This is a genomic window from Streptomyces sp. NPDC056160 (assembly GCF_042268205.1).
Lineage (GTDB): Bacteria > Actinomycetota > Actinomycetes > Streptomycetales > Streptomycetaceae > Streptomyces.
On sequence record NZ_JBHJUW010000021.1, the window covers coordinates 19,129 to 44,831 of the forward strand.

The 25,703-nt window shown below is 72.0% G+C and carries 21 protein-coding genes; 15 read left to right on the forward strand and 6 right to left on the reverse strand.

Going from position 1 to position 25,703, the window contains the following annotated elements:
* Positions 1–106 precede the first annotated feature (106 nt).
* Positions 107–715, reverse strand: a complete 609-nt coding sequence (locus ACFC02_RS10470; protein ID WP_376355013.1) for a TetR/AcrR family transcriptional regulator — start codon at positions 713–715, stop codon at positions 107–109.
* Positions 716–812: 97 nt separating this feature from the next.
* On the opposite strand from ACFC02_RS10470, the gene ACFC02_RS10475 reads away from it, so the two are divergent.
* Genes ACFC02_RS10475 through ACFC02_RS10490 form a run of 4 tightly spaced genes read left to right on the forward strand, consistent with a single transcriptional unit; the run spans position 813 to position 6,530 of the window.
* On the forward strand, positions 813–2,429 hold the full coding sequence (locus tag ACFC02_RS10475) for a carboxyl transferase domain-containing protein (RefSeq protein ID WP_376355015.1): 1,617 nt from the start codon (positions 813–815) through the stop codon (positions 2,427–2,429).
* 16 nt (positions 2,430–2,445) lie between these two features.
* A complete protein-coding gene (locus ACFC02_RS10480) occupies positions 2,446–4,416 on the forward strand; it encodes a biotin carboxylase N-terminal domain-containing protein (RefSeq protein ID WP_376355017.1) in 1,971 nt (656 codons plus the stop codon).
* Complete coding sequence (locus ACFC02_RS10485) at positions 4,413–5,363, forward strand: hydroxymethylglutaryl-CoA lyase (protein ID WP_376355019.1); 951 nt, start codon at positions 4,413–4,415, stop codon at positions 5,361–5,363. Before ACFC02_RS10480 ends, ACFC02_RS10485 begins: the two co-directional genes overlap by 4 nt.
* 6 nt (positions 5,364–5,369) lie before the next feature.
* Positions 5,370–6,530, forward strand: a complete 1,161-nt coding sequence (locus ACFC02_RS10490; protein ID WP_360977070.1) for an acyl-CoA dehydrogenase family protein — start codon at positions 5,370–5,372, stop codon at positions 6,528–6,530.
* A 353-nt stretch (positions 6,531–6,883) separates the two neighbouring features.
* Here ACFC02_RS10490 and ACFC02_RS10495 read toward each other — a convergent pair whose 3' ends face one another.
* Complete coding sequence (locus ACFC02_RS10495) at positions 6,884–8,059, reverse strand: teichoic acid biosynthesis protein C (RefSeq protein ID WP_376355022.1); 1,176 nt, start codon at positions 8,057–8,059, stop codon at positions 6,884–6,886.
* A gap of 190 nt (positions 8,060–8,249) precedes the next feature.
* Positions 8,250–9,185 carry an oxidoreductase gene (locus ACFC02_RS10500; RefSeq protein WP_376355024.1) on the reverse strand — a complete coding sequence of 312 codons (936 nt, stop codon included), beginning with the start codon at positions 9,183–9,185 and terminating at the stop codon, positions 8,250–8,252.
* 126 nt (positions 9,186–9,311) lie between these two features.
* On the opposite strand from ACFC02_RS10500, the gene ACFC02_RS10505 reads away from it, so the two are divergent.
* The 7 genes from ACFC02_RS10505 (at position 9,312) to ACFC02_RS10535 (ending at position 17,405) form a co-directional block, all read left to right on the forward strand.
* Positions 9,312–9,938 (forward strand): TetR family transcriptional regulator, encoded by a 627-nt coding sequence (locus ACFC02_RS10505; protein WP_376355109.1) that lies wholly within the window; start codon positions 9,312–9,314, stop codon positions 9,936–9,938.
* 66 nt (positions 9,939–10,004) lie between these two features.
* The gene (locus ACFC02_RS10510; protein ID WP_376355026.1) at positions 10,005–11,054 is read left to right on the forward strand and encodes an ABC transporter substrate-binding protein; all 1,050 of its coding nucleotides are present in this window, start codon (positions 10,005–10,007) and stop codon (positions 11,052–11,054) included.
* A gap of 124 nt (positions 11,055–11,178) precedes the next feature.
* On the forward strand, positions 11,179–12,045 hold the full coding sequence (locus ACFC02_RS10515; protein WP_376355028.1) for a siderophore-interacting protein: 867 nt from the start codon (positions 11,179–11,181) through the stop codon (positions 12,043–12,045).
* Positions 12,046–12,369: 324 nt separating this feature from the next.
* The gene (locus ACFC02_RS10520; protein WP_376355030.1) at positions 12,370–13,812 is read left to right on the forward strand and encodes a pyridoxal phosphate-dependent decarboxylase family protein; all 1,443 of its coding nucleotides are present in this window, start codon (positions 12,370–12,372) and stop codon (positions 13,810–13,812) included.
* A complete protein-coding gene (locus tag ACFC02_RS10525) occupies positions 13,796–15,118 on the forward strand; it encodes a lysine N(6)-hydroxylase/L-ornithine N(5)-oxygenase family protein (protein WP_376355031.1) in 1,323 nt (440 codons plus the stop codon). The genes ACFC02_RS10520 and ACFC02_RS10525 overlap by 17 nt, the downstream gene beginning before the upstream one ends.
* Positions 15,115–15,639: a GNAT family N-acetyltransferase gene (locus ACFC02_RS10530; RefSeq protein ID WP_376355033.1), complete on the forward strand. Its 525-nt coding sequence runs from the start codon at positions 15,115–15,117 to the stop codon at positions 15,637–15,639. The genes ACFC02_RS10525 and ACFC02_RS10530 overlap by 4 nt, the downstream gene beginning before the upstream one ends.
* Positions 15,636–17,405, forward strand: coding sequence for an IucA/IucC family protein (locus ACFC02_RS10535; RefSeq protein ID WP_376355035.1), 1,770 nt, complete (start codon positions 15,636–15,638; stop codon positions 17,403–17,405). The genes ACFC02_RS10530 and ACFC02_RS10535 overlap by 4 nt, the downstream gene beginning before the upstream one ends.
* Before the next feature lie 73 nt (positions 17,406–17,478).
* On the opposite strand, the gene ACFC02_RS10540 is transcribed toward ACFC02_RS10535, so the two are convergent.
* Positions 17,479–19,191: a beta-N-acetylhexosaminidase gene (locus ACFC02_RS10540; protein WP_376355037.1), complete on the reverse strand. Its 1,713-nt coding sequence runs from the start codon at positions 19,189–19,191 to the stop codon at positions 17,479–17,481.
* Positions 19,192–19,287: 96 nt separating this feature from the next.
* On the opposite strand from ACFC02_RS10540, the gene ACFC02_RS10545 reads away from it, so the two are divergent.
* A complete protein-coding gene (locus tag ACFC02_RS10545; protein WP_376355039.1) occupies positions 19,288–20,184 on the forward strand; it encodes a DUF4429 domain-containing protein in 897 nt (298 codons plus the stop codon).
* Positions 20,185–20,244: 60 nt separating this feature from the next.
* Here the strand turns inward: ACFC02_RS10545 and ACFC02_RS10550 are convergent, their stop codons facing one another.
* A complete protein-coding gene (locus ACFC02_RS10550; RefSeq protein ID WP_376355041.1) occupies positions 20,245–21,831 on the reverse strand; it encodes a purple acid phosphatase family protein in 1,587 nt (528 codons plus the stop codon).
* Positions 21,832–21,996: 165 nt separating this feature from the next.
* Between ACFC02_RS10550 and ACFC02_RS10555 the strand changes: the two genes are divergently transcribed.
* Together ACFC02_RS10555 and glmS are read left to right on the forward strand one after the other, a co-directional pair.
* Positions 21,997–22,254, forward strand: a complete 258-nt coding sequence (locus tag ACFC02_RS10555; protein WP_360977097.1) for a hypothetical protein — start codon at positions 21,997–21,999, stop codon at positions 22,252–22,254.
* 73 nt (positions 22,255–22,327) lie between these two features.
* On the forward strand, positions 22,328–24,145 hold the full coding sequence (gene glmS / locus ACFC02_RS10560; RefSeq protein WP_376355043.1) for a glutamine--fructose-6-phosphate transaminase (isomerizing): 1,818 nt from the start codon (positions 22,328–22,330) through the stop codon (positions 24,143–24,145).
* A 200-nt stretch (positions 24,146–24,345) separates the two neighbouring features.
* Here the strand turns inward: glmS and ACFC02_RS10565 are convergent, their stop codons facing one another.
* Positions 24,346–24,873 (reverse strand): universal stress protein, encoded by a 528-nt coding sequence (locus ACFC02_RS10565; protein ID WP_376355045.1) that lies wholly within the window; start codon positions 24,871–24,873, stop codon positions 24,346–24,348.
* A gap of 374 nt (positions 24,874–25,247) precedes the next feature.
* Between ACFC02_RS10565 and ACFC02_RS10570 the strand changes: the two genes are divergently transcribed.
* The gene (locus ACFC02_RS10570; RefSeq protein ID WP_376355047.1) at positions 25,248–25,694 is read left to right on the forward strand and encodes a hypothetical protein; all 447 of its coding nucleotides are present in this window, start codon (positions 25,248–25,250) and stop codon (positions 25,692–25,694) included.
* The last annotated feature ends 9 nt before the right edge of the window (positions 25,695–25,703 follow it).

A 25,703-nucleotide genomic window follows, 5' to 3' on the forward strand; every position in this document is an offset into this window, starting at 1 on the left:
ACCTGCGCGACCCCCCACACCCCCCCCCCACCCGCCCGCGAGGGCCACCCCCCCCCCGGGGGGGCGCCCGGGGGCGGGGGGCGACGCCCCGCAAGCCCCTTCCCGCTCAGCCCGCCGCAGGCGCCCCCGCCGAGGCGAACGCCCCCCGGGCCATCCGGTGCAGCAGCTCCGCCGTGGCCCCCCGCCCCGGCAGGACCCCCCGCCGCCCCAGGTGCGGCGTGGAGTTCAGCAGCCCGAACACCGAGTGCACCGCCGAGCGCGCGGCCGGTTCGGCGAGGTCCGGGTGCACCTGGCGGACCACGTCCACCCACACTTCGACGTACTGCCGCTGGAGCTGGCGCACCAGCTTGCGGTCGCTGTCCCGCAGGCGGTCCAGCTCGCGGTCGTGCAAGGTGATGAGGGAACGGTCGTCGAGCGCGAAGTCGATGTGCCCCTCGATGAGCGAGTCGAGGACCGCGCCCGGACCCGCCACCCCGTCCGCCTCCGCCAGGCGCCGCTTCGCCCCGGTCAGCAGCCGGCCGCTGATGCCGACCAGCAGCTCCGCGAGCATGGCGTCCTTGCCGGGGAAGTGCCGGTACAGGCCCGGTCCGCTGATGCCCACCGCGGCGCCTATCTCGTCGACGCCGACGCCGTGGAAGCCGCGTTCGGCGAAGAGCCGCGCGGCTTCCTTGAGGATCTGCTCGCGGCGGGTGGGGGCGTCGGTTCGCGTGGCCATGAGAACAATTCTAGACAGCGGCGTTAGCGCTCGTTAACCTGAAGGAAATGGGTTAACGCTCATTAACACTGGATCACTGGGTGAGGGGACCGCGAGGATGCAGGAGGCACCGGAGCTGACGAGCGCGGCCGACCCCGCGTCGGAGGCCTGGCGGGCCAACGAACAGGCGCACCGGGCGCTCGCCGAGGAGCTGCGCGGCAAGCTCGCCGCCGCCCGGCTCGGCGGCGGCGAGCGGGCGCGGGCCCGCCACACCGCGCGCGGGAAGCTGCTGCCACGCGCGCGCGTGGACACCCTTCTCGACGCGGGCTCGCCGTTCCTGGAGCTGGCCCCACTGGCCGCCGACGGGATGTACGACGGGCAGGCCCCGGCCGCCGGGGTCATCGCGGGGATCGGCAGGGTGAGCGGGCGCGAGTGCGTGATCGTCGCCAACGACGCCACCGTCAAGGGCGGCACGTACTACCCGATGACGGTGAAGAAGCACCTGAGGGCCCAGGAGGTGGCCCTGGAGAACCGGCTGCCGTGCCTGTACCTGGTCGACTCGGGCGGCGCGTTCCTGCCGATGCAGGACGAGGTCTTCCCCGACCGGGAGCACTTCGGCCGGATCTTCTACAACCAGGCGCGCATGTCGGGCGCGGGCATCCCGCAGATCGCGGCCGTGCTCGGCTCGTGCACGGCGGGCGGGGCGTACGTCCCGGCGATGAGCGACGAGGCGGTGATCGTCCGGGGCCAGGGCACCATCTTCCTGGGCGGTCCGCCGCTGGTGAAGGCGGCCACCGGGGAGGTCGTGACCGCCGAGGAGCTGGGCGGCGGCGAGGTGCACTCGCGCACCTCCGGTGTCACCGACCACCTCGCCGAGGACGACGCGCACGCGCTGCGGATCGTGCGCACCATCGTCTCCACCCTTCCCGCGCGCGGGACGCTGCCCTGGCAGGTCACCGAGAGCGTGGAGCCGAAGGTCGACCCCTACGGGCTGTACGGCGCGGTGCCCGTGGACTCCCGTACCCCCTACGACGTGCGCGAGATCATCGCGCGCGTGGTGGACGGCTCGCGCTTCGCCGAGTTCAAGGCGGAGTTCGGGCAGACCCTGGTCACCGGCTTCGCCCGGATCCACGGCCATCCGGTGGGGATCATCGGCAACAACGGCATCCTGTTCTCCGAGTCCGCCCAGAAGGGCGCCCACTTCATCGAGCTGTGCGACCAGCGCGGCATCCCGCTGCTGTTCCTGCAGAACATCTCGGGCTTCATGGTGGGTCGCGACTATGAGGCGGGCGGCATCGCCAAGCACGGCGCGAAGATGGTCACCGCGGTGGCCTGCGCGCGCGTGCCCAAGCTGACGGTCGTCGTCGGCGGCTCCTACGGCGCGGGCAACTACTCGATGTGCGGCCGCGCCTACTCCCCCCGCTTCCTGTGGATGTGGCCGAACGCGAAGATCTCCGTCATGGGCGGCGAGCAGGCCGCCTCCGTACTCGCCACGGTCAAGCGCGACCAGCTCGAAGCGCGCGGCGAGGAATGGTCCGTGGACGACGAGGAGTCCTTCAAGGCACCCGTCCGCGCCCAGTACGAGCACCAGGGCAGCGCCTACTACGCCACCGCCCGCCTGTGGGACGACGGCGTGATCGACCCGCTGGAGACCCGGCAGGTGCTGGGCCTGGCCCTGACCGCGTGCGCCAACGCTCCGCTGGGCGACCCCCAGTTCGGCGTTTTCCGGATGTGAGGGGGACTTCGTAAATATGTTCGACACAGTTCTGGTGGCCAACCGCGGCGAGATCGCCGTCCGGGTGATCCGCACCCTGCGCGCGCTCGGCGTGCGCTCGGTGGCGGTCTTCTCCGACGCCGACGCGGACGCCCGCCACGTCCGCGAGGCCGACACCGCGGTGCGGATCGGCCCGGCGCCCGCGGCCGACAGCTACCTGTCCGCCGACCGGCTGCTGGAGGCCGCCGCCCGCGCCGGCGCGCAGGCCGTCCACCCCGGCTACGGCTTCCTCGCGGAGAACGCGGACTTCGCGCGCGCCTGCGAGGCGGCCGGGCTGGTCTTCATCGGCCCTCCGGCGGACGCGATCGCCCTCATGGGCGACAAGATCCGCGCCAAGGAGACGGTCGCGGCGGCAGGCGTACCGGTGGTCCCCGGCTCCAGCGGCTCGGGGCTGAGCGACGGGCAGCTCGCCGAGGCCGCCCGCGCCATCGGCATGCCGGTGCTGCTGAAGCCGTCGGCCGGCGGCGGCGGCAAGGGCATGCGGCTGGTGCGCGAGGAGCACCTGCTGGCGGACGAGATCGCCGCCGCCCGCCGTGAGGCCCGCGCCTCCTTCGGCGACGACACCCTGCTCGTGGAGCGCTGGGTGGACACGCCCCGGCACATCGAGATCCAGGTCCTGGCCGACGGCCACGGCCACGTGATCCACCTCGGCGAGCGCGAGTGCTCCCTCCAGCGCCGCCACCAGAAGATCATCGAGGAGGCGCCCAGTGTGCTCCTCGACGAGGAGATCCGGGCCGCGATGGGCGAGGCCGCGGTCCAGGCGGCCCGCTCATGCGGCTACCGGGGCGCGGGCACGGTGGAGTTCATCGTCCCCGGCGGCGACCCGTCGTCGTACTACTTCATGGAGATGAACACCCGCCTCCAGGTCGAGCACCCGGTCACGGAGCTGGTCACCGGCCTGGACCTGGTGGAGTGGCAGCTGCGGGTCGCGGCGGGCGAGCACCTGCCCTACGCGCAGGAGGACGTCACCCTCACCGGTCACGCGGTCGAGGCCCGGCTCTGCGCCGAGGACCCCGCGCGCGGGTTCCTGCCCTCCGGCGGCACGGTGCTCAGGCTGCGCGAGCCGCAGGGCGAGGGGGTGCGCACCGACTCCGGGCTGAGCGAGGGCACGGAGGTCGGCAGCCTCTACGACCCGATGCTGTCCAAGGTGATCGCCTACGGCCCCGACCGCGCGACCGCCCTGCGCAAGCTGCGCGCGGCCCTCGCCGGGACGGTGACGCTGGGCGTGCAGACCAACGCCGGGTTCCTGCGCCGGCTGCTGGCCCACCCGGCGGTCGTGGCCGGGGAGCTGGACACCGGCCTGGTGGAGCGGGTGGTGAACGAGCTGGTCCCCGCAGACGTACCGGAGGAGGTCTACGAGGCCGCGGCGGCCGTACGCCTGGACGCGCTGCGCCCGAAGTCCCCGCAGGAAGGCGGCTGGACCGACCCGTTCTCCGTGCCCAGCGGCTGGCGCCTGGGCGGCGAGCCGAAGCCGGTGGCCTTCTGGCTGCGGGCGGCCGAACCGGTGGAGTACGCCCCCCGCGGCACGCACACCGTCACCGGGGACACGGTCGCCGTCACCCTCGACGGCGTCCGCCACACCTTCCACCGCGCCGCCGACTGGCTGGGCCGCGACGGCGACGCCTGGCACGTGCGCGACCACGACCCGGTGGCCGCCTCCCTCACCCGCGCCGCCCGCTCCGGCGCCGACTCGCTCACCGCCCCCATGCCCGGCACGGTCACGGTGGTGAAGGTCGCCGTCGGCGACGAGGTGACCGCGGGCCAGAGCCTGCTGGTGGTCGAGGCGATGAAGATGGAGCACGTCATCTCCGCCCCGCACGCCGGCACGGTCACCGAGCTGGACGTCGCCCCGGGCACGACGGTCGCCATGGACCAGGTGCTCGCGGTCATCGCACCCCACGACGAGGTCCTCGCACCCCACGACGAGGAAGGGACGCCGCAGGAATGACAGGAACACCCCCCGAAGCCCTCCCCATGGTCGTGCCGGCCCCGGACCTGCCCGCCCGGGTCAGGATCCACGAGGTCGGCCCGCGCGACGGCCTGCAGAACGAGAAGGCGACGGTCCCGACCGAGATCAAGGCGAAGTTCATCCGCCGCCTGGCCGAGGCGGGCCTGACGACGATCGAGGCCACCAGCTTCGTCCACCCGAAGTGGGTGCCCCAGCTCGCCGACGCGGAAGCCCTGTTCCCCCTCGTCAGCGACCTCCCGGTGGACCTCCCGGTCCTCGTGCCGAACGAACGCGGATTGGACCGCGCCCTGTCCCTGCACGCGGACCGGGTCGCCGTCTTCGCCAGCGCCACCGAGTCCTTCGCCAAGGCCAACCTCAACCGGACGGTCGACGAGGCACTGGCCATGTTCGAGCCGGTGGTGCGGCGCGCGAAGGACGCGGGCGCGCACGTGCGCGGCTATCTGTCGATGTGCTTCGGCGACCCGTGGGAGGGGGCGGTCCCCGTCCACCAGGTGGTCAAGGTCTGCCGGGCCCTGCTGGACATGGGCTGCGACGAGCTGAGCCTCGGCGACACGATCGGCGTCGCCACCCCCGGGCACGTCCTGGAGCTGCTGTCCGCGCTCAGTGAGCAGCGGGTGCCGGTCTCGGCGCTCGGCGTGCACTTCCACGACACCTACGGCCAGGCCCTCGCCAACACCCTGGCCGCCCTCCAGCACGGCATCACCACCGTCGACGCCTCCGCGGGCGGCCTGGGCGGCTGCCCCTACGCCAAGTCCGCCACCGGCAACCTCGCCACCGAGGACCTGGTGTGGATGCTGCGGGGCCTCGGCATCGACACCGGAGTGGACCTCGACCGCCTCGTCGCCACGAGCGAGTGGATGGCCGCGCACCTGGGCCGCCCCAGCCCCTCCCGTACCCTCCGCGCCCTCTCCCACAAGGAGCAGTGATCGACGATGAACCACCACCTCACCCCCGAGCTGGAGGAACTGCGCCGCACGGTCGAGCAGTTCGCGCACGACGTCGTGGCGCCGAAGATCGGCGACTTCTACGAGCGGCACGAGTTCCCGTACGAGATCGTGCGCGAGATGGGCCGCATGGGCCTGTTCGGGCTGCCGTTCCCGGAGGAGTACGGCGGCATGGGCGGCGACTACCTGGCACTCGGCATCGCCCTGGAGGAGCTGGCCCGGGTGGACTCCTCGGTCGCCATCACCCTGGAGGCGGGGGTATCCCTGGGCGCCATGCCCCTGCACCTGTTCGGCACCGAGGAGCAGAAGCGCGAGTGGCTGCCGCGCCTGTGCGCGGGCGAGATCCTGGGCGCGTTCGGCCTGACGGAACCGGACGGCGGCTCGGACGCGGGCGCGACCCGGACGACGGCCCGCCTGGACCCGGCCACCGACGAGTGGGTGATCAACGGCACCAAGTGCTTCATCACCAACTCGGGCACGGACATCACCGGCCTGGTGACGGTCACGGCCGTGACCGGCCGCAAGCCCGACGGCAAGCCGGTCATCTCCGCGATCATCGTCCCGTCCGGCACGCCGGGCTTCACCGTGGCCCCCGCCTACTCCAAGGTCGGCTGGAACGCCTCGGACACCCGTGAACTGTCCTTCCAGGACGTCCGGGTCCCGGCCGCCAACCTGCTCGGCGAACAGGGCCGGGGCTACGCGCAGTTCCTGCGGATCCTCGACGAGGGCCGCATCGCCATCGCGGCACTGGCGACCGGGCTGGCCCAGGGCTGCGTGGACGAGTCGGTGAAGTACGCCAAGGAGCGCCACTCCTTCGGCCGCCCGATCGGCGCCAACCAGGCGATCCAGTTCAAGATCGCCGACATGGAGATGAAGGCCCACACCTCACGCCTGGCCTGGCGGGACGCGGCCTACCGCCTGGTCGCGGGCGAGCCCTTCAAGAAGGAGGCCGCCCTCGCCAAGCTGTACTCCTCGACGATCGCCGTCGACAACGCCCGCGACGCCACCCAGATCCACGGCGGCTACGGCTTCATGAACGAGTACCCGGTCGCCCGCATGTGGCGCGACTCCAAGATCCTGGAGATCGGCGAGGGCACGAGCGAGGTGCAGCGGATGCTGATCGCCCGGGAGTTGGGGCTGACTGGCTGAGGCGGTGCCGCTCCCGTGAGGCCGCGCGTGTGCCGGGGTGTCGGTCCGCCATCACTTCGGCACACGCATCCCTCGGAGTCGACGAGCGTGACGGCAACGAGCCTGCTGCCGCCGATCCACACCGAGCGCTGAAGGCTCTCGTCATGAGCCGGAAGCTGCCACGCCGCACTGGCAGGCCGTCCCGGAGGAACCTGTGACAGGACGGGCCGAGGTGACGGGTACTCAGGTCCGACGCACCCGGTTGATCAAGTCGCGTGATCATTCACACGGGCCTCGGCCGGTGTCGGACAACTGGCCGACCAAGGCAGCGCGGTCGGCCGACGGCCACGCCCACGCCCGGCCCCTCCTGTGCGTCAAGAGGGCTGGACGAGTCCGGCCTTGCCGTAGATGTTCGCCAGGCGCGCGCCTTTCGTGCCCGAGGCGAATCCCATGCCGATACTGAATACGCCGGGCTCGGCGAGGTCCGGAATGTAGACCCCGAGACCTTCGGGTTCGCGGTAGTCCAACGTGTACGCGGCAGCGGTGTGGCACGGATTGACGTTGACGTTGAAAGGGGAGGGCGGGGCCGGGGAGAAGGCGCCCGTGGTGAGGTCCACCGAGCTGATGAACGTATTGCCGACACCCGGCTGGGAGATCACCACCTCCTGACCGTCGATCTCCTCGGTCCAGTCGTAGGGGTTGCCGTGCAGCATGTAGAGGTATCGGCCGACGGCGACGTAACCCTGGAGGGACGGGTGGCCGTAGGTGGCGAGAGGCCACCCGGCGACTGCGGTGACGTCCGGCTCGCCGATGACCGCGAGCGGCTCGCTCCAGATGCCGAGGCGTGCCAGGTCGAGATCGTGCACCTGGTATTTCTTGCGGCCGTCCGTGTCCTGGTAACGGACGACGAGTCGGCCGTAGACCGGATCGACGCTGGCCGTGTTCACCTTGGAACCGGGCACCGGCGTGTATTTGACGAGACCGGGGGAGGTGGAGTCGAGCACCTGGCCGTCGGTGAAGGGGAAGCGGGCCAGGCGCGTGCCGCGGCTGGTGCCGTCGCTCAGCGCGACGGCGTCGACCTCCGTCCACAGACAGGCCGTGGCGCCGACCGGTTCGACACCGAAACTCATCCCGTGACCGAACCCCCGCAGGTACATGTGGCCGAGAACGTTTCCGGCCATGTCCCATTTGGTGATCGTCAGGTCGCCGTGCAGATTGCGGTCCGCGCTGCTGACCGGAGCGGACTCACCGGCCTGCCTCAGGCCCCCCTGCGTCACCTGCGCCAGGTAGATGTGCCTGTTGACGTTGTCGTATCCGAACGACTGGATGATGGTGGAGTCCTTGGTGGCCTTCCCCCGTATCCAGTTGGCCGAGGCGCTGTTCAGGTCGAGTCTCGGGGAGGGCACCAACAGGGCCGAGCCCGGCGCGGGTGAGGTGGCGGCGGAGGCCGTCCCGGCGCCGGCGGACGCGGTCGCGGCGGCGAGCGCGCCGGCACCGCCCAACGCGAGGAGGGAGCGGCGGCTGGGCCGGACGTTTCTGTTCGAGTTCATGGTGTCTCATCTAAAGCTCCGGCTCCCGCCCTGCGCCAGGGTCGCGACCGCCCGGCGTCCGGTGCGCCCGCACTGGCCGCGTGGCCCGTGGCCTGCACGAGTCGACCGAGGACGGGTCTCTCGCCGGGCGGGGCGGCGACCGCGCGCTCCTTGGGCCGGCGTCGGGGTCCGCGGTCGGCGCCGTCGCGGGTCATGCGGTCGCCGGCAAGGCGAATCGCACCCCCGTGAGCCGTTCCGACAAGTCCCACAGTCGGCGGCCCGTCGCCGGGTCGGTGGCGGCCGGGGACAGGGCCACCCGCGTGGGCGCGCCGCGCAGCTCTCCGGGGCCGTCCGGGCCGATGAACTCGCCGCCGGTCACGTCCGGGGCGGTCGCCGCGTACAGCTGCGGCAGGGCGCCCCGGTCGGCGGGCTGGGCGAGCGGGCGCAGCACGCGTCCGAACAGCAGTTTCGGCAGGCCGACGGGCCCGTCGGTCTGGAGGCGGGTGGCGGTGTAGCCGGGATGGGCGAGCACGCTGCGCACGGGGCTGCCGGTCTCGGTCAGCCGCCGGTGGAGTTCGTGTCCGAAGACGGCGCCGGCGAACTTCGACTGGTCGTAGAAGGCCATGGGCGCGTAGTGCCGCTCGCCGGTGAGGTCGTCGTAGTGGATGCGGCCCCTGCGGTGGTTGAGGGAGGTGACGGTGACGACCCGGGGGTCCCGCCCGGCGGCCAGCAGGTCGAGCAGCAATCCGGTGAGCGCGAAGTGGCCGAGGTGGTTGCAGGCGAACTGCGCCTCGTGGCCCTGCGGGCTCAGCGTGCGGGGCGGCGCCATCACCCCGGCGTTGTTGACGAGCACGTCCAGCCGGCGCCGGCCGGTGTGCAGCCGCTCGGCGAAGGCGCGGACGGAGTCGAGGTCGGCCAGGTCCAGGCGGCACACCTCCAGGACGGCGTCCGGCTGCTCGGCGGTGATCGCCTCGGCGGCCCGGTGCCCCCTGTCCTCGTCCCGTACGGCGAGGATCACGTGCGCGCCCTTGCGGGCCAGGGCCCGGGTGGTCGCGAGGCCGAGGCCGCCGGTGGCCCCGGTGACGACGCACACCCGGCCGGTCTGGTCCGGAATGCGGTCTGCGGTCCAGTGTTGACGCTTCGCCATACGTCACACATTGCCTCTGGTGACACTTGGTGTCAACCGCAGCTTCCAGTGCCGCGGCGGCGTCGAGTGCCATGCGCGGCGTGCACGACGTACGATCCAGGGGTGACCCAGCGCCCTGAACTGACCATGGCCGAACGCAAACGACAGCTCGTGTCGCGGGAGCTGGCCGAGGCCGCCCTGCAACTCCTGGCCCGCAAGGGGTTCGACGGGGTCACGGTGGACGAGATCGCCGCCGCCGCGGGCGTGTCCAAGCGGACGTTCTTCCGGTACTTCGCGTCCAAGGAGGACGTGGTCGTCCGGTTCCTGACGGATCTGGGCCTCGGCATGCGGGCGGAACTCGCGGCCCGGCCCGCGGCGGAGCCGCCCGCCACCGCCCTGCTCCGCACCACCCAGGCCGCCATGGCCGCCTGCGCCGACCGGCCGGACCGGCCCGACCACGCCGCCAGGACGCTGCGCGTGGTGCAGTTGATCCTGCGCACCCCGCCGCTGCTGGCGCGTTTCCTGGAGCGCCAGGAGCAGTGGCGCCGGGATCTCGCGGAGGAGCTGGCGCGACGCCGGCAAGTGGACCTCGCGAAGGACCTGTATCCCGAACTGGCCGCCGGCCTGGCGCTCACGGCCTTCAACACCGCGCTGCGGCGGTGGAGCGACAGCGACGGCACCGAGGAGGCCGCGGGCCTGCTCGACCGGGCGTTCACCGTGGTCGCCCCCGCACTGGACGCCGGGGAGGCGCCCCGCCCCCTGGACAGGAACTGAGGTTAGGCTAACCTACCCTCGAACCTGTCCGGCGGTGCGCCGCCCCGTTCGAAAGCAGCCATACCCATGCCCAACGCCCGTGCCACCACCCTCTCCCGCCGCGGCATCCTGGCCGCGGGCGGCGCCCTCGGCCTCGGGGCCGTGCTCGCGGCCTGCGGCACCGACGACGGGAAAAGCGGGGGGTCGGGCAGCGGCGCGGCGGGGGCGAAGTCCGGCCCCTGGACGTTCAAGGACGACCGCGGGCAGACGGTCAAGGCCGACAGGACCCCCTCGGCGATCGTCGCGTTCGTCGGCGTCGCCGCCGCCCTTCACGACTACGGCGTCCCGGTCAAGGGCGTCTTCGGCCCGACGACCACCAAGGACGGCAAGGCCGACGTCCAGGCCGGCGACCTGGACGTCACCAAGGTGGTGAGCCTCGGCAACGAGTGGGGCCAGTTCAACATCGAGAAGTACGCGGCCCTCGCCCCCGACCTCCTCGTCTCCACGATGTTCGACGGCGCCGGCACCCTCTGGTACGTCCCGGAGGAGCAGAAGAAGAAGATCCTCGCCGTGGGCGCGCCCTCCGTCGGCATCTCCGTCTACGACCGGCAGCTGACCGGGCCGCTGGAGCGCATGCTCGCGCTCGCCAAGTCCCTCGGCGGCGACGTCACCGGCGACAGGGTCAAGCAGGCCAGGAAGCGCTTCGAGGACGCCGCCGCCCGGCTGCGCGCCGCCGCCAAGGCCAAGCCGGAGATCAAGGTGATGGTCGGCTCCGCCAGCCAGGACCTGTTCTACGTCTCCGGCACCAACCTCTCCATCGACCTGGAGTACTTCAAGGCCCTCGGCGTGAACTTCGTCGAGCCCCCGGAGAGCGCCAAGAAGCAGGGCGGCGGCTGGTACGAGTCGCTGAGCTGGGAGAACATCGACAAGTACCCGGCCGACATCATCATGATGGACAACCGCACCTCGGCCATCCAGCCCGCCGCGATCAGCCAGGCCACCTGGAAGAAGCTGCCTGCGGTCAGGGCCGGCCAGGTCATCGCGCGCAACCCCGAGCCGATCCTGTCCTACGACAAGTGCGTGCCGCTCCTCGACGACCTGGCGAAGGCCATCGAGACGGCGAAGAAGGTCTCCTGACCCCTGAGGTCTGTCCGGTCCGGCGGATCAGCCCGCAGACGCGGGCATGACCCGCCGAGCAGACCCCAGCCCTTCCCCCGCTCCCGCCCCCTGACGACGAAGTGACGACGACTCAGGAGCACCCATGACGACGGCCGTGGCCGCCCCGTTCCGATTCTTCTCCCTCCAGGTCACCGGGACGAGGCGGCTCGGCCCGTCGCTCGTCCGGATCGGCTTCGCCGGACCCGACCTGCACGCCTTCGAGTCCCACGGGCGCGACCAGTCCCTCTCCCTGTTCCTGCCGCACCCCGGCCAGCGCGAGCCCGCCGTGCCGGTGGGGTTGGGCGACGGCTGGTGGGAGGGCTGGCGGGAACTGCCCGACGACGTACGGGCGGTGATGCGCTCGTACACCCTGCGCGCACTGCACCGGGACGCCACCGGCCGGACCACCGGCATCGACATCGACTTCGCCCTGCACGGGACGGAGCCCGGCGCGGGCGCCCCCGCGGGGCCCGCCTCCCGCTGGGCCGCCCGCGCCACGCCCGGCGACCGCGTACTGCTGCTCGGTCCGGCGGTCGCGGACAACCGGGCCATCCGCTTCCGTCCGCCCGAGGACGCCGACCTCGTGGTGATGTGGGGCGACGAGACGGCCGTACCGGCCGCGACCGCGATCCTGGAGTCGCTGCCGGCCGGCACCCGGGTGCGCGCCTGGCTGGAGGTGCGCCACCCCGGGGACGTCCAGGACGTGGCGTGCGACGCCGACGCCGAGATCACCTGGCTGGTGCGCGACGGCAGCCGTACCGAGGGCTCCCCCATGGCCCTCGGCGCGCTGCGCGACGCCCGTCTGCCCGCGGCCGAGCGGCCGTACGTCTGGCTCGCCGGCGAGTCCGGCTGCGTGCGGGCGCTGCGCCGCCACTGCGTCGCCGAGCGCGGCATCGACAAGCGGCGCGTCACCTTCGTCGGCTACTGGCGGCACGGCGTGACCGAGGAGCAGTTGCGCGCCCAGGAGTGAGGCGGCGCCGTACGCGCCCGTCCGCAGGTGTGAGGCATCGCCCCGCACGCACCCCCGCACCCCCGCACCCCCGCACCCCCGCACCCCCGCACCTCCGCACCTCCGCACCTCCGCACCTCCGCACCTCCGCACCCCCGCACCCAGCAGTGACGCGCCCCCGCGCGAACCGCACCACCCCGACCCACCCGCCACACCAGTGACACCACTTACCGAGGGGCGGAGCACGAGCGAGCAAAGTTAGGTTAGGCTTACCTAAGTTGATCGCGAGGCTCCGTCCCTCGCCACGTCCTGCCCCGGACCGTCCCCACCCCCGGAGGACCCCCCATGCGCTCGCACCTGCTCAATGACCTGACCGCGGAGCACTACCGCCGCTCCGTGACCGAAGGAGTCGAGCGGGTGGCCGCCAAACTCGCCGCCACCGACCGTCCGTTCACCGGTGTCACGCCCGAGGCCCTGGCCCCCCGCATCGAGGGGATCGACCTCGACCGGCCGCTGGGCGACACCACCGCCGTCCTCGACGAACTCGACGAGGTCTACCTGCGCGACGCGGTCTACTTCCACCACCCCCGCTACGTCGCCCACCTCAACTGCCCGGTCGTCGTCCCCGCTGTGCTCGGCGAGGCGATCCTGTCCGCCGTCAACTCCTCCCTGGACACCTGGGACCAGTCGGCCGGCGCCACCCTCATCGAGCGCAAGCTCGTCGACTGGACGGCCGCCCGGATCGGCCTGGGCCCCGCCGCCGACGGCGTGTTCACCTCCGGCGGCTCCCAGTCCAACCTCCAGGCGCTGCTGCTGGCCCGCGAGGAGGCCAAGACCGACGACCCGGCACGGCTGCGGATCCTCGCCTCCGAGGCCGGTCACTTCAGCGTGCAGAAGTCGGCGAAACTGCTCGGCCTCGGTCCCGACGCCGTGCTCCCGGTCCCCGTCGACCGGGACAAGCGGATGCGGACGGTCGCGCTCGCCCGCGAGCTGGAGCGCTGCCGCGAGGAGGGCCTGGTGCCCATGGCCGTGGTCGCCACCGCGGGCACCACCGACTACGGCTCCATCGACCCGCTGCCCGAGATCGCCGGAGTGTGCGCGCAGTACGGCACCTGGCTGCACGTCGACGCCGCCTACGGCTGCGGCCTGCTGGTCTCCCCCACCCGGCGGCACCTGCTCACCGGCATCGAGCACGCCGACTCGGTCACCGTCGACTTCCACAAGTCCTTCTTCCAGCCGGTGAGTTCGTCGGCCGTACTGGTCCGCGACGCGGCGACCCTGCGGCACGCCACCTTCCACGCCGAGTACCTCAACCCCCGTCGCACGGTCGCCGAACGCATCCCCAACCAGGTCGACAAGTCCCTGCAGACCACCCGCCGCTTCGACGCGCTCAAGCTGTGGACGACGCTGCGCGTGATGGGCGCCGACGGCATCGGGCGGCTCTTCGACGAGGTGTGCGACCTGGCCGCCGAGGGCTGGCGGATGCTCGCCGCCGACCCCCGCTACGAGGTCGTCGTCGAACCGTCGCTGTCCACCCTGGTCTTCCGCTACGTCCCGGCGGCCGTCACCGACCCGGCCGCCGTCGACCGCGCCAACCTCTACGCCCGCAAAGCCCTGTTCGCCTCCGGCGACGCCGTGGTCGCGGGCACCAAGGCGGCCGGCCGCCACTACCTGAAGTTCACCCTGCTCAACCCCGAGACGACGAGGGACGACCTCGCCGCCGTCCTCGACCTGATCGCCGGCCACGCCGAGCAGTACCTGGGAGAGTCCCTTGACCGCGCGTCCTGAAGCCGAACCCGCCGCCACGACCGGCACCACCGCCACCACCGTCACGACCCACGACTTCGTGGGCATCGGGCTCGGCCCCTTCAACCTCGGCCTCGCCTGCCTCACCGAGCCGATCGACGCACTCGACGGCGTCTTCCTGGAGTCGAAACCCGACTTCACGTGGCACGCCGGGATGTTCCTCGACGGCGCCCACCTGCAGACCCCGTTCATGTCGGACCTGGTCACCCTGGCCGACCCGACGTCCCCGTACTCCTTCCTCAACTACCTGAAGGAGAAGGGGCGGCTCTACTCCTTCTACATCCGGGAGTCGTTCTACCCGCTGCGCGTCGAGTACGACGACTACTGCCGCTGGGCGGCGGGCCGGCTCGGCAGCGTCCGCTTCGGCACGACGGTGACCGAGGTGACGTACGACGAGGGCGACGGGCTGTACACGGTACGGACGGACACGGGGACCGCCTACCGGGCGCCACGGCTGGTCCTCGGCACCGGCACCCCGCCGCACCTGCCCGACGCCTGCCAGGGCCTGGGCGGCGACTTCCTGCACAACTCCCGCTACCTGGAGCACAAGGCGATGCTCCAGCGCAAGAAGTCGATCACGCTGGTCGGCAGCGGCCAGTCGGCCGCCGAGATCTATCTCGACCTGCTCGGCGAGATCGACGTCCACGGCTACCGGCTGAACTGGGTCACCCGCTCCCCGCGCTTCTTCCCGCTCGAATACACCAAGCTCACGCTGGAGATGACCTCACCGGAGTACGTCGACTACTACCACGCGCTGCCCGAAGCCACCCGATACCGCCTCACCGAGCAGCACAAGGGCCTGTTCAAGGGCATCGACGGCGACCTGATCGACGAGATCTTCGACCTGCTCTACCGGAAGAACCTCAGCGGTCCCGTCCCCACCCGCCTGCTCACCAACTCCGCGCTGAACAGCGCCGCCTACGACCCCGCCGACGGCAGCTACACCCTCGGCTTCCGGCAGGAGGAGCAGGGCAAGGACTTCGAGCTGCGCAGCGAGGGCCTGGTCCTGGCCACCGGGTACAAGTACACCGAACCGGAGTTCCTCGCGCCCGTCCGCCACCGGCTGCGCTACGACGCGCACGGCAACCACGCCATCGGGCGCAACTACGCCGTCGACGTGACCGGCCGGGGCGTCTTCCTCCAGAACGCGGGCGTGCACGCCCACAGCATCACCAGCCCGGACCTGGGCATGGGTGCCTACCGCAACAGCTGCATCATCCGCGAGCTGCTCGGTACCGAGTACTACCCCGTCGAGAAGTCGATCGCATTCCAGGAGTTCGCCGTATGACCTTCACGATCCGCCCGCTCGACCCGACGCGGGACGCCGAGCTGCTGCACGGCTGGGTCACGCACCCCAAGGCGGTGTTCTGGATGATGCAGGACGCGAGGCCGCAGGACGTCGAGCGCGCCTACCTGGAGATCGCGGGCGACGCGCACCACGACGCCTTCCTCGGCCTGCACGACGGCGAGCCCGTCTTCCTGATGGAACGCTACGACCCAGCCCACCGCGAACTGACCGGCCTGTACGAGGCCGAGCCCGGCGACGTCGGCATGCACTTCCTGGTCGCGCCCACCGACACCCCCGTGCACGGCTTCACCCGGGCCGTGATCACCGCCGTGCTGCGGTACCTGTTCGAGGACCCGGCGACCCGGCGCGTCGTGGTCGAGCCCGACGTGCGCAACACCGCCGTGCACGCCCTGAACGAGGCCGTCGGCTTCGTGGCCGAGCGGGAGATCCGCAAGCCGGAGAAGAAGGCCCTGCTGAGCTTCTGCACCCGGGAGCAGTTCGAGAAGGCGGTGGCCGCGTGAGCCTCGCCGACGCCGTCTCCCACCTCTCCCCCGAACGCTGGGCACAGGCGAACCGCCTGCTGATCCGCAAGGCGCTCGCCGAGTTCGCCCACGAACGGCTGATCACGCCCGAGCCGGACGGCGACGGCTACGTCGTCCGTGGCGACGACGGGCTGACCAGCTACCGCTTCACCGCCACCCGCCGCGCCCTGGACCACTGGCAGGTCGACCCCGACTCACTCACCCGCCATCGCGACGGTGCCGAAGCGCCCCTGGCCGCGCTGGACTTCTTCGTCGAGCTGCGCAAGACCCTCGGCCTGAGCGACGACGTCCTGCCGGTCTACCTGGAGGAGATCTCCTCCACCCTCTCCAGCACCTGCTACAAACTCGCCAAGCCCCAGGTCACCTCCGCCGAACTGGCCAAGGGCTCCTTCCAGGACGTCGAGACCGGCATGACCGAGGGCCACCCCTGCTTCGTCGCCAACAACGGACGGCTCGGCTTCGGCGTGCACGAGTACCTGTCGTACGCGCCCGAGACCGCGAGCCCGCTGCGGCTGGTGTGGCTGGCCGCGCACCGCTCCCGGGCGGCGTTCACCGCCGGCACCGGCATCGAGTACGAGGCGTTCCTGCGCGCCGAGCTGGGCGCGGAAACGGTCCGCCGCTTCCACGGGGTGCTCACCGCCCAGGGCCTGGACCCCGCCGACTACCTCTTCATACCCGTCCACCCCTGGCAGTGGTGGAACAAGCTCTCCGTCACCTTCGCCGCCGAGGTCGCCCGCCGGCACCTGGTCTGCCTGGGCGAGGGCGACGACGAGTACCTGGCCCAGCAGTCCGTGCGGACCTTCTTCAACATCTCCCACCCCGGGAAGCACTACGTGAAGACGGCCTTGTCCGTCCTCAACATGGGCTTCATGCGCGGCCTGTCCGCCGCCTACATGGAGGCCACCCCGGCCATCAACGACTGGCTGGCCCGGCTGGTCGCCGGCGACCCGGTGCTCAAGGACACCGGACTGAGCATCATCCGGGAGCGGGCGGCGGTCGGCTACCGGCACCTGGAGTACGAGGCCGCGACGGACCGCCACTCGCCGTACCGCAAGATGCTGGCGGCGCTGTGGCGGGAGAGCCCGGTGCCCTCGCTGCGCGACGGCGAGTCCCCGGCGACCATGGCCTCGCTGCTCCACGTCGACCACGAGGGCGCCTCCTTCGCCGGCGCGCTGATCGCCCGCTCCGGGCTGCCGCCCCGGCAGTGGCTGCGCCACTACCTGCGCGCCTACCTGGTGCCGCTGCTGCACAGCTTCTACGCCTACGACCTGGTGTTCATGCCGCACGGCGAGAACGTGATCCTGGTCCTGGAGGAGGGGGTGGTGCGCCGGGCGGTGTTCAAGGACATCGCCGAGGAGATCGCGGTGATGGACCCGGAGGCGGTGCTGCCGCCGGAGGTGAGCCGGATCCGGGTGGAGGTCCCGGAGGACCACAAGCTGCTGTCCCTCTTCACCGACGTCTTCGACTGCTTCTTCCGCTTCCTGGCCGCGATCCTGGCCGAGGAGGGCGTGCTGGCGGAGGACGGCTTCTGGGCGACGGTCGCCGAGGTCGTGCGCGCGTACCAGGAGTCGGTGCCCGAACTCGCGGAGCGGTTCCGCCAGTACGACCTGTTCACCCCCGAGTTCGCGCTGTCCTGCCTCAACCGGCTCCAACTGCGCGACAACCGGCAGATGGTGGACCTGTCCGACCCGTCGGGCGCGCTGCAGCTGGTGGGCACGCTGGCCAACCCGCTGGCGGGACGGTAGGCCCCGCCCGCACAGCCGGGCGGGCGCCCCAAAGTACGGTCCTCCGGGGCGCCCGCCGGTGCGTAGGTGCCGGTCAGGTGCTCGGCCAGGGCACCTGCGGCGAGCGGTAGTAGCCGATGCCCAGGGCGTCCCAGCGCGGCGCCTGGGCTGCGAGCCGGACCTTGTAGGTGTCCCAGTCGTGCGTGGCGGCGGGCGACCAGCCGAGTTCCGCGGCCCCGGGCAGCCGCGGGAAGGCCATGGTGTCGAGCTGCGCCGACGTGGACAGCGTCTCCGACCACAGCGGTGCCTCGACGCCCCGGACGGCGGACGCGGGCGCCCCCGGCAGATAGGCGGCGGGGTCCCAGTCGTAGGAGCGCCGCACCTCCACGTACCCGGCCCAGGACAGGCCGAGCGGGGTGTCCTTGGTGTACTTCATGTCCAGGTAGACCCGGTCCGCCGGGGACAGGATCAGCCCGGTGCCGTGCTGCGCGGCCTGGGCGACCTGGGCCTTGTCGGCGGTGCTGGTGGTGTCCATGCCCCAGTACTGGGCGAGGGCTCCCTGGGCGGGGGTGGCGCCGGTCAGCTGGTGCCAGCCGATGACCGTCTTGCCGTACTTGGCGACGATCGGCTGCACCCGGTTCATGATCGTGGCGTAGTCCTCGTGGCTGGTGGAGTGCGCCTCGTCGCCGCCGATGTGCAGGTAGCGGCCGGGGGTGAGGGCGGCCAGCTCGCGGATCACGTCCTCCGCGAAGGCGTACGTCGTCTCCTTGGCGGCGCACAGCGAGCTGAAGCCGACCTTGGTGCCGGTGTACAGCGGGGGCGCCACGCCGTCGCAGTTCAGCTGGGCGTAGGAGGCGAGGGCCGCGTTGGTGTGGCCGGGCATGTCGATCTCGGGCACGACCTCCAGGTAGCGGGAGGCGGCGTAGCGGACGATCTCGCGGTAGTCGGCCTTGGTGTAGAACCCGCCGGGTCCGCCGCCGACCTGGGTGGAACCGCCGTAGGGGGCCAGGCGCGGCCAGGAGTCTATGGCGATGCGCCAGCCCTGGTCGTCGCTGAGGTGCAGGTGCAGCTCGTTGATCTTGTAGAGGGCGAGTTCGTCGATGTAGCGCTTGACCTGGTCGACGGTGAAGAAGTGCCGGGAGACGTCCAGCATGGCGCCCCGGTAGGCGTAGCGCGGGCGGTCCCGCACGGTGCCGCCCGCGACCGTCCAGGGGCCGCGCTGCACGGACTTCTTCTCGACGGCGGCGGGCAGCAGCTGGCGCAGGGTCTGCACGCCGTGGAAGAGGCCGGCCGGTTTCCCGGCGGTGATCGTGACCCCCTCGGCGCCGCTGTCGATGCGGTAGCCCTCGGCGCCGAACGGCCCCTTGGCCAGGTGGAGTCGGATGCCCGCGTGGCCGTGTGTGGTCAGCGGCAGGCGGTAGCCGGTGGCGGGCCGCAGGATGTCCGCGAGGTAGGCGCCGACCCGGCGGACCTCGCCGGAACCGTCGACGCGGATGCGGGTGCCGGGCGTGATCCGGTACGGGGACCCGCCCGCCGTGACGGAGGCCGGTGCGGGGATCACCTGGTCCAGCGGGGTGGCCGTGCGGGTCTGTTCCGCGGCCCGCCCGGCGGGGGCTGCGCCGACCGCGAAGGCCCCGGCCGCCGTCACCAGCAGCAGGGCGCCCAGGACCCGCGGGGCGCGGGCGGCGGGGACGGTGCGGCCGGACAGAGCGGACAGGGCGGGCCGGTCCGAACGGCCGGACCGGTCGGGCCCGTCGGGTCGGGGGGTGAGGGACTTGCGGGGAGTCGTGCTGCGGTGCCGTCTCACATGCGCTCCCTTCACACTGGGGCGGGGGCCCGGGAGGCCCGGGGTACCCCGAGGGTATAGACCACTCTCCCGCAGAACCGGTGAAACAATCACCCCATGGCGGAAATCCTCCAGAAGGACGGCAACTGGACCTTCGACGGCGACGCCCTGCGGCTGACCCCCGGGCGGGACCGCAACATCAGCGTGCTGCGGCGCACCCTCGGTGAACTCCTCGTGCCGTTACGGGCGTTGGCCGGCATCTCGTTCGAGCAGGGCAAGCGGGCGGGGCGGCTCAGGCTGCGGCTGCGCGACGGCGCCGACCCGCTGCTGCACGCCACCGGCGGCCGGCTGACCGAGCCCCACGACCCCTACCAGCTCCTGGTGGAGCCGGACCGCTACGGCGTCGCCGAGTACTTCGTCGAGGAGGTCCGCGGTGCCCTGCTCCTGGAGGAGGTCCCGTCCGGTCCGGTGACGGAGTACCTGCTGCCCGGCCCCTCCGTACCGCTGTCGGTGTCCGCCGGGGACGGCACGGCGAACTTCGACGGCGAGCGGGTCCGGCTGGAGTGGAACTGGAAGACGGAGGACGCCAAGGCCGAGGCGGGCACGCGCACCCTCGCGCTGGCGGACATCACCGGCGTGGAGTGGCTGCCCGCCGCCGGCCTGGAGAACGGCCATCTGCGGCTGGCGGTGCGGGGCGTCTCCTCCTCGACGCCGCCGAAGCACGACCCGAACGCCGTCGAGCTGTGGGGTTTCAAGAAGGACCCGCTGATGGCGCTGGTGGCGGCGGCGGTGCAGGCGCGGCTGCCGCACCCGTCCGCCCCGGGCCCGACCGGCGGGCCCGAGGTGCCGGCGGCGCCGGCCGGGCCCGCGGGGCGGCCCGGTGCGCCCTGCGCCGAGGACGAGCACGACGCGCTGCTGCGGCGGCTGCGGGAGCTGGGCGAACTGCACCGCGAGGGGGTCCTGACCGACGAGGAGTTCGCGCGGGCCAAGCAGGCGGTCCTCAAGCGGATGTGAGGACCGCCCGCAGGTGGTCGCCGCGCCCCGCCGCTCGGCCCGGCGTCCCTGGCTGCGGCGCTACTTGGCGCGGCGGGCCACCGTGAAGCGGTCGACCTGCGCACCCGTCTCGGCGATGCCGCGCACCGTCAGCGTGGCCTGGCGGCCCCGGGCGGCCGGGGTGACGTCCACGCGCAGGAAGGAGTAGTCGAGGTAGCGCACGCGCGACCAGTCGACGGTCTCCTTCTGCCGGGCGCCGTCCTTGAGGCAGACGAAGGACGAGACGGCGTCGACGTCCTTCTCGTGGCCCTCGTAGGTCTGGTCGGCGCTGAAGGCGTACAGGCTCTTGCCGGCCGCGCCCGCCGTGACGTAGACGACGCCGTCGGTCTCGGGGTAGGCGGTGCCGCCGATCGGCAGCTTCTTGGTGACCTGGCCGCCCTTGAGCACGTCGGTGCGCTCGTAGACGTGGTTGTGGCCGTTGATGACCAGGTCCACGGTGTACTTCTCGAACAGCGGCACCCACTCCTGGCGCACGCCACCCTCCGAGGCGTGCGCGGTGGAGGTGCAGTAGGCGCAGTGGTGGAAGAAGACGACGATGAAGTCGACGTCCCGGTGGGCCCGGTACTTCTTCAGCTGGGCCTCCAGCCACCTGGTCTGGGTGCCGCCGGAGATGCCGAGGTTGGCCGGGATCTCGAAGGAGATGTCGTTGGCGTCCAGCGAGACGACGGCGGTGTTGCCGTAGACGAAGGAGTAGACGCCCGGCAGGTTCTCGGCGTCGGGCCCGTTGTCCGGGAGGGTCCAGCGCGCCTCCTCGCCGCCGTAGCCGTTGGGCGAGTACCAGGCCTCCATGTCGTGGTTGCCGTACGACACCATCCACGGGACCTGCTTGGCGACGGACTCCGTCTGGTACAGGAACTGGTCCCACACCCGCGAGTCGAAGCCGCTGTCGCTGGTCTTGCCCTGCCCGGCCGGGTCGCCGTAGGCGATGTCGCCGGCGTGCAGGTGGAAGGCCGGGTCCTGGCCGAGGATCAGCGCGTCGTTGGCCAGGCCGTGGTAGCTGACACCCTGGTCGCCGAAGGCGGTGAAGGTGAACGGCGCCTTGTGCTCGGGCGCGGTGGTGAAGGTGCCGAGGGTGCCGGCCAGGTGCCGCTCGGCCGGGTCGAAGCCCTGGTGGCCGACGCCGTAGTAGTAGGTGCGGCCGGGGCGCAGGTGGGTGAGCTTGGCGTGCAGGTAGTACTGGGTGCGGTCGCCGCTCGCGCCGACGCCGGCCGGGGTGTACAGGGTGCGGACCTCGGCGGGTATCTTCCGCGACAGGTCCCAGGGGTGCGCGCCGACGCGGATGAACGGCTTCCTGACGGCGACCGGCACCTGCCAGGAGACGGTGATCTCGGTGCGCGGGTCGTTGCCGAAGGCGAGGTGACGGCCGAAGGGGGCGACCAGGGCGCCGTCGACGGAACCGGCCGAGGAGGCGGGGGCCGCGGTGGCGGCGGTGCGCTGGGCCGGCACCGCGGCCTGCGCGGCGGTGCCCGTCACGAACGCGCCACCCGCGACCGCGCCGAGGGTGACCGCGCCGCCCCGGATCATCGTGCGCCGCGAGAACTTGGAACGCAGGTACTCGTGCTGCTCGGCCATGCTCATGCGCTCGGCCAGCTTCTCGGGTACGCCCATGCGAGGAATGTCCATGGCGTCTGAAAATGGCCGACCGGTGCGACGGCACGCGGGACGGCGGGTGGACGGCGTACGAACAACGCCTCACCAGCCCCTGAACAGGCGCCTGCCCGAAATCGGGCAAGATTCTTGCGAAAGCGGTGCCCGTACCCCAGGATCTACCGGGTGCACGACGAACTCGTTGATCATCTGACGCGGTCCACGCCCCTGAACCGGGGCGAGGCACTGCGCGTGATCCAGGACGTGCTCGCCTGGTTCGACGAGACGACCGAGGAGTTCGTCCGCCGCCGCCACCGCGAACTGCAGGCCCAGGGCCTGGTGAACGCGGAGATCTTCGAACGGATCGCGGCGGAACTGAAGTACCGCGCGGTGGCACCGCCGGAGCTGTCGCTGCGGCAGCTGCGGCGCATCGTCTACGGCTGACCGCCGCCGCGCCAACCGGCAGCGGCACGGCAGTGCCGGCGCCGCGGCATCGACTCGGGGAAAAGGGACTTGTATGTGCGGAATCGTCGGATACATCGGGAAGCGTGACGTCGCCCCGCTGCTCCTGGAGGGTTTGCAGCGCCTGGAGTACCGCGGCTACGACTCCGCGGGCATCGTCGTCACCTCACCGAAGACCCCCGGACTGCGGATGGTCAAGGCCAAGGGCCGGGTCCGCGACCTGGAGGCGAAGGTCCCGGCGCGCTTCAAGGGCACCGCCGGCATCGCCCACACCCGCTGGGCCACCCACGGCGCCCCCTCCGACGTGAACGCCCACCCGCACATGTCGGCCGACAACAAGGTCGCCGTCGTGCACAACGGCATCATCGACAACGCCGCCGACCTGCGCCGCAAGCTGGAGGCGGACGGCGTGGAGTTCCTCTCCGAGACCGACACCGAGGTGCTCGTCCACCTCATCGCCCGCTCGGAGGCCGGGAAGCTGGAGGACCGGGTCCGCGAGACCCTGCGCCTGATCGAGGGCACCTACGGCATCGCCGTCATGCACGCCGACTTCCCCGACCGCATCGTGGTGGCCCGCAACGGCTCCCCGGTCGTCCTCGGCATCGGCGAGAAGGAGATGTTCGTCGCCTCGGACATCGCCGCGCTGGTCGCCCACACCCGGCAGATAGTCACCCTCGACGACGGCGAGATGGCCACCCTCAAGGCCGACGACTTCCGTACGTACACCACCGAGGGCACCCGGACGACCGCCGAGCCGACCACCGTCGAGTGGGAGGCGGCCTCCTACGACATGGGCGGCCACGACACCTACATGCACAAGGAGATCCACGAGCAGGCCGAGGCCGTGGACCGGGTGCTGCGCGGCCGGATCGACGACCGGTTCGCCACCGTGCACCTGGGCGGCATCAACCTGGACGCCCGCGAGGCGCGCGCGGTGCGCCGGGTGAAGATCCTCGGCTGCGGCACCTCCTACCACGCGGGCATGATCGGCGCCCAGATGATCGAGGAGCTGGCCCGCATCCCCGCCGACGCGGAGCCGGCCTCCGAGTTCCGCTACCGCAACGCGGTCGTGGACCCCGACACCCTGTACATCGCGGTCTCGCAGTCCGGTGAGACGTACGACGTGCTGGCGGCCGTGCAGGAGCTGAAGCGCAAGGGCGCGCGGGTCCTCGGCGTCGTCAACGTGGTCGGCTCGGCGATCGCCCGCGAGGCGGACGGCGGCATCTACGTGCACGCGGGACCCGAGGTCTGCGTCGTCTCCACCAAGTGCTTCACCAACACCTGCGTCGCCTTCGCGCTGCTCGCCCTGCACCTCGGGCGCATCCGCGACCTGTCGGTGCGCGACGGCAAGCGGATCATCGAGGGCCTGCGGAAGCTGCCGGAGCAGATCTCCCAGATCATGAAGCAGGAGGCGGAGATCGAGGAGCTGGCCAAGAGCTACGCCGACGCCCGCTCGATGCTCTTCATCGGCCGCGTCCGGGGCTACCCGGTCGCCCGCGAGGCCTCCCTGAAGCTCAAGGAGGTCTCCTACATCCACGCGGAGGCCTACCCCGCATCCGAGCTGAAGCACGGCCCGCTGGCCCTGATCGAGCCCGCGCTGCCCACGGTGGCGATCGTGCCGGACGACGACCTGCTGGAGAAGAACCGCGCGGCCATGGAGGAGATCAAGGCCCGCAGCGGCAAGATCCTCGCCGTCGCCCACCAGGAGCAGGAGAAGGCCGACCAGACGATCGTCGTGCCGAAGAACGAGGACGAGCTGGACCCGATCCTCATGGGCATCCCGCTCCAACTCCTCTCCTACCACACGGCGTTGGCCCTGGGCCGCGACATCGACAAGCCGCGGAACCTCGCCAAGTCCGTGACGGTGGAGTAGGAGGCCTGTGGGGCGCCGCTCTCGGGCGCCCCATGAACCTCACTTCCAGCCCGCGCGGCTGACCCGCGGCGGTCGCGCCCCGCCCCGCAGCGCGCCGCGGAAGGGCCGTGGGCCAGTGCGCGAGGGCCGCCGTCGACCCAAGGGGGCCAAGGGAGTTGGAGGGGTGGGGCCCAAGGGAGCCGGCGCCACCCGAGGGGCGGTCAGGGGATGACGACGACCGGTCGCTGCGCCCGCTTGGCGAGCCGGCCGGCCACCGAGCCGAAGATGCGGCCCACGATGCCGTGGGTGGAGCCGACCACGATGGCGTCCGCGGCGTACTCCTTGCCGACCTCTTCCAGTTCGTGGCAGATGTCGCCGCCGCGCTCGACCAGGATCCAGGGCACCTCGGCGAGGTACTCCGCGCACGCGAGTTCGAGGCCGAGGACCTCGGTGCGGTGATCCGGCACGTCCACGAAGACCGGGGGTTCGCACCCCGCCCAGACCGTGGTCGGCAGCCGGTTGGCCACATGCACGATGATCAGACCGGACCGGGTGCGGTGCGCCATCCCGATCGCGTAGGCGAGGGCTCGCTCGCTGGAGTCCGATCCGTCGAAGCCGACGACGACGCCGTGCTTGAACGCCGGATCGCAGGGATGGCGTGTCTCTTGTGCCGCCAGGGGTTCGGCCGCCGTGGGGTCGGCGACCGGCCGCTTGCGGTCCGCGTGTTCGAAGAATTCGTGACCGGCCATGGCTGTCTCGGCGATGTGATCCTTTGTCGGGGACGACAATCTGCGGCGGAGCTGTGTCCGGGAATGGTCTTCCCGTCCCCATACCCGCAAGGGTACGGCCGCACTCCTCCTTGGCCCAGATCCCGCACACTCTCCGTGGCGGTTCACCGGAGCATGCACGACCGCCGCCCGTAACGCAATGGTTGCTGCCCCGTACAGGCGGTTTGCACAGGATTCACTTGCCCCGGCCCGACCGGAAACCGTAAGGAGGGGGCCGGACACCCGGCCGGGAGCCGCCGTACCGGTGGCGTCCGGCTCCGTACAGTGACCGAAGCATCGAACACGCGTTGAACCCGCCGAGCCGCCGCCATAGGGAGCCTCGTAGGGAGCACGCCGTGTCCGGACCCCGCACCGTCTCCGGGAGACACCCCTCGACCGCGCCCGGAAGGCGCCCCTCGCCCCCGGCGCCCGGGACGGCGCCCGACGCACCCCGGGGGACGCGGGCCGAAGCCGCCGGGCCTGCCCGGGCCGCCGGAGCCGCGGGGCCGGGCGGGGCCGCCGGTGACAGCGCGGGCGACGTGGTGCGCTGGGCCGCCTTCAGCTGCGCCCTCGTCCCGGCGGTCCTGCTCTGGTACGGCGCCTCGCCGGCCGGCGCCACCGGCGCCGCGCTGGGGCTGGCCGCCGTCACCGCGGCCTGCCGGGTCCTGCTGCGCCAGTCCGAGCGCGGGGCGGCCCGGCTGCGCGCCGAGGAGCGGGCCCCGCACCGCGGCCGGCACCAGCGGACGGGCACGGGCGCGCACCGGGGCGGCCGGCACCCGGGGGGAAAGACACCGGTCAGCTGACCGGTTTCC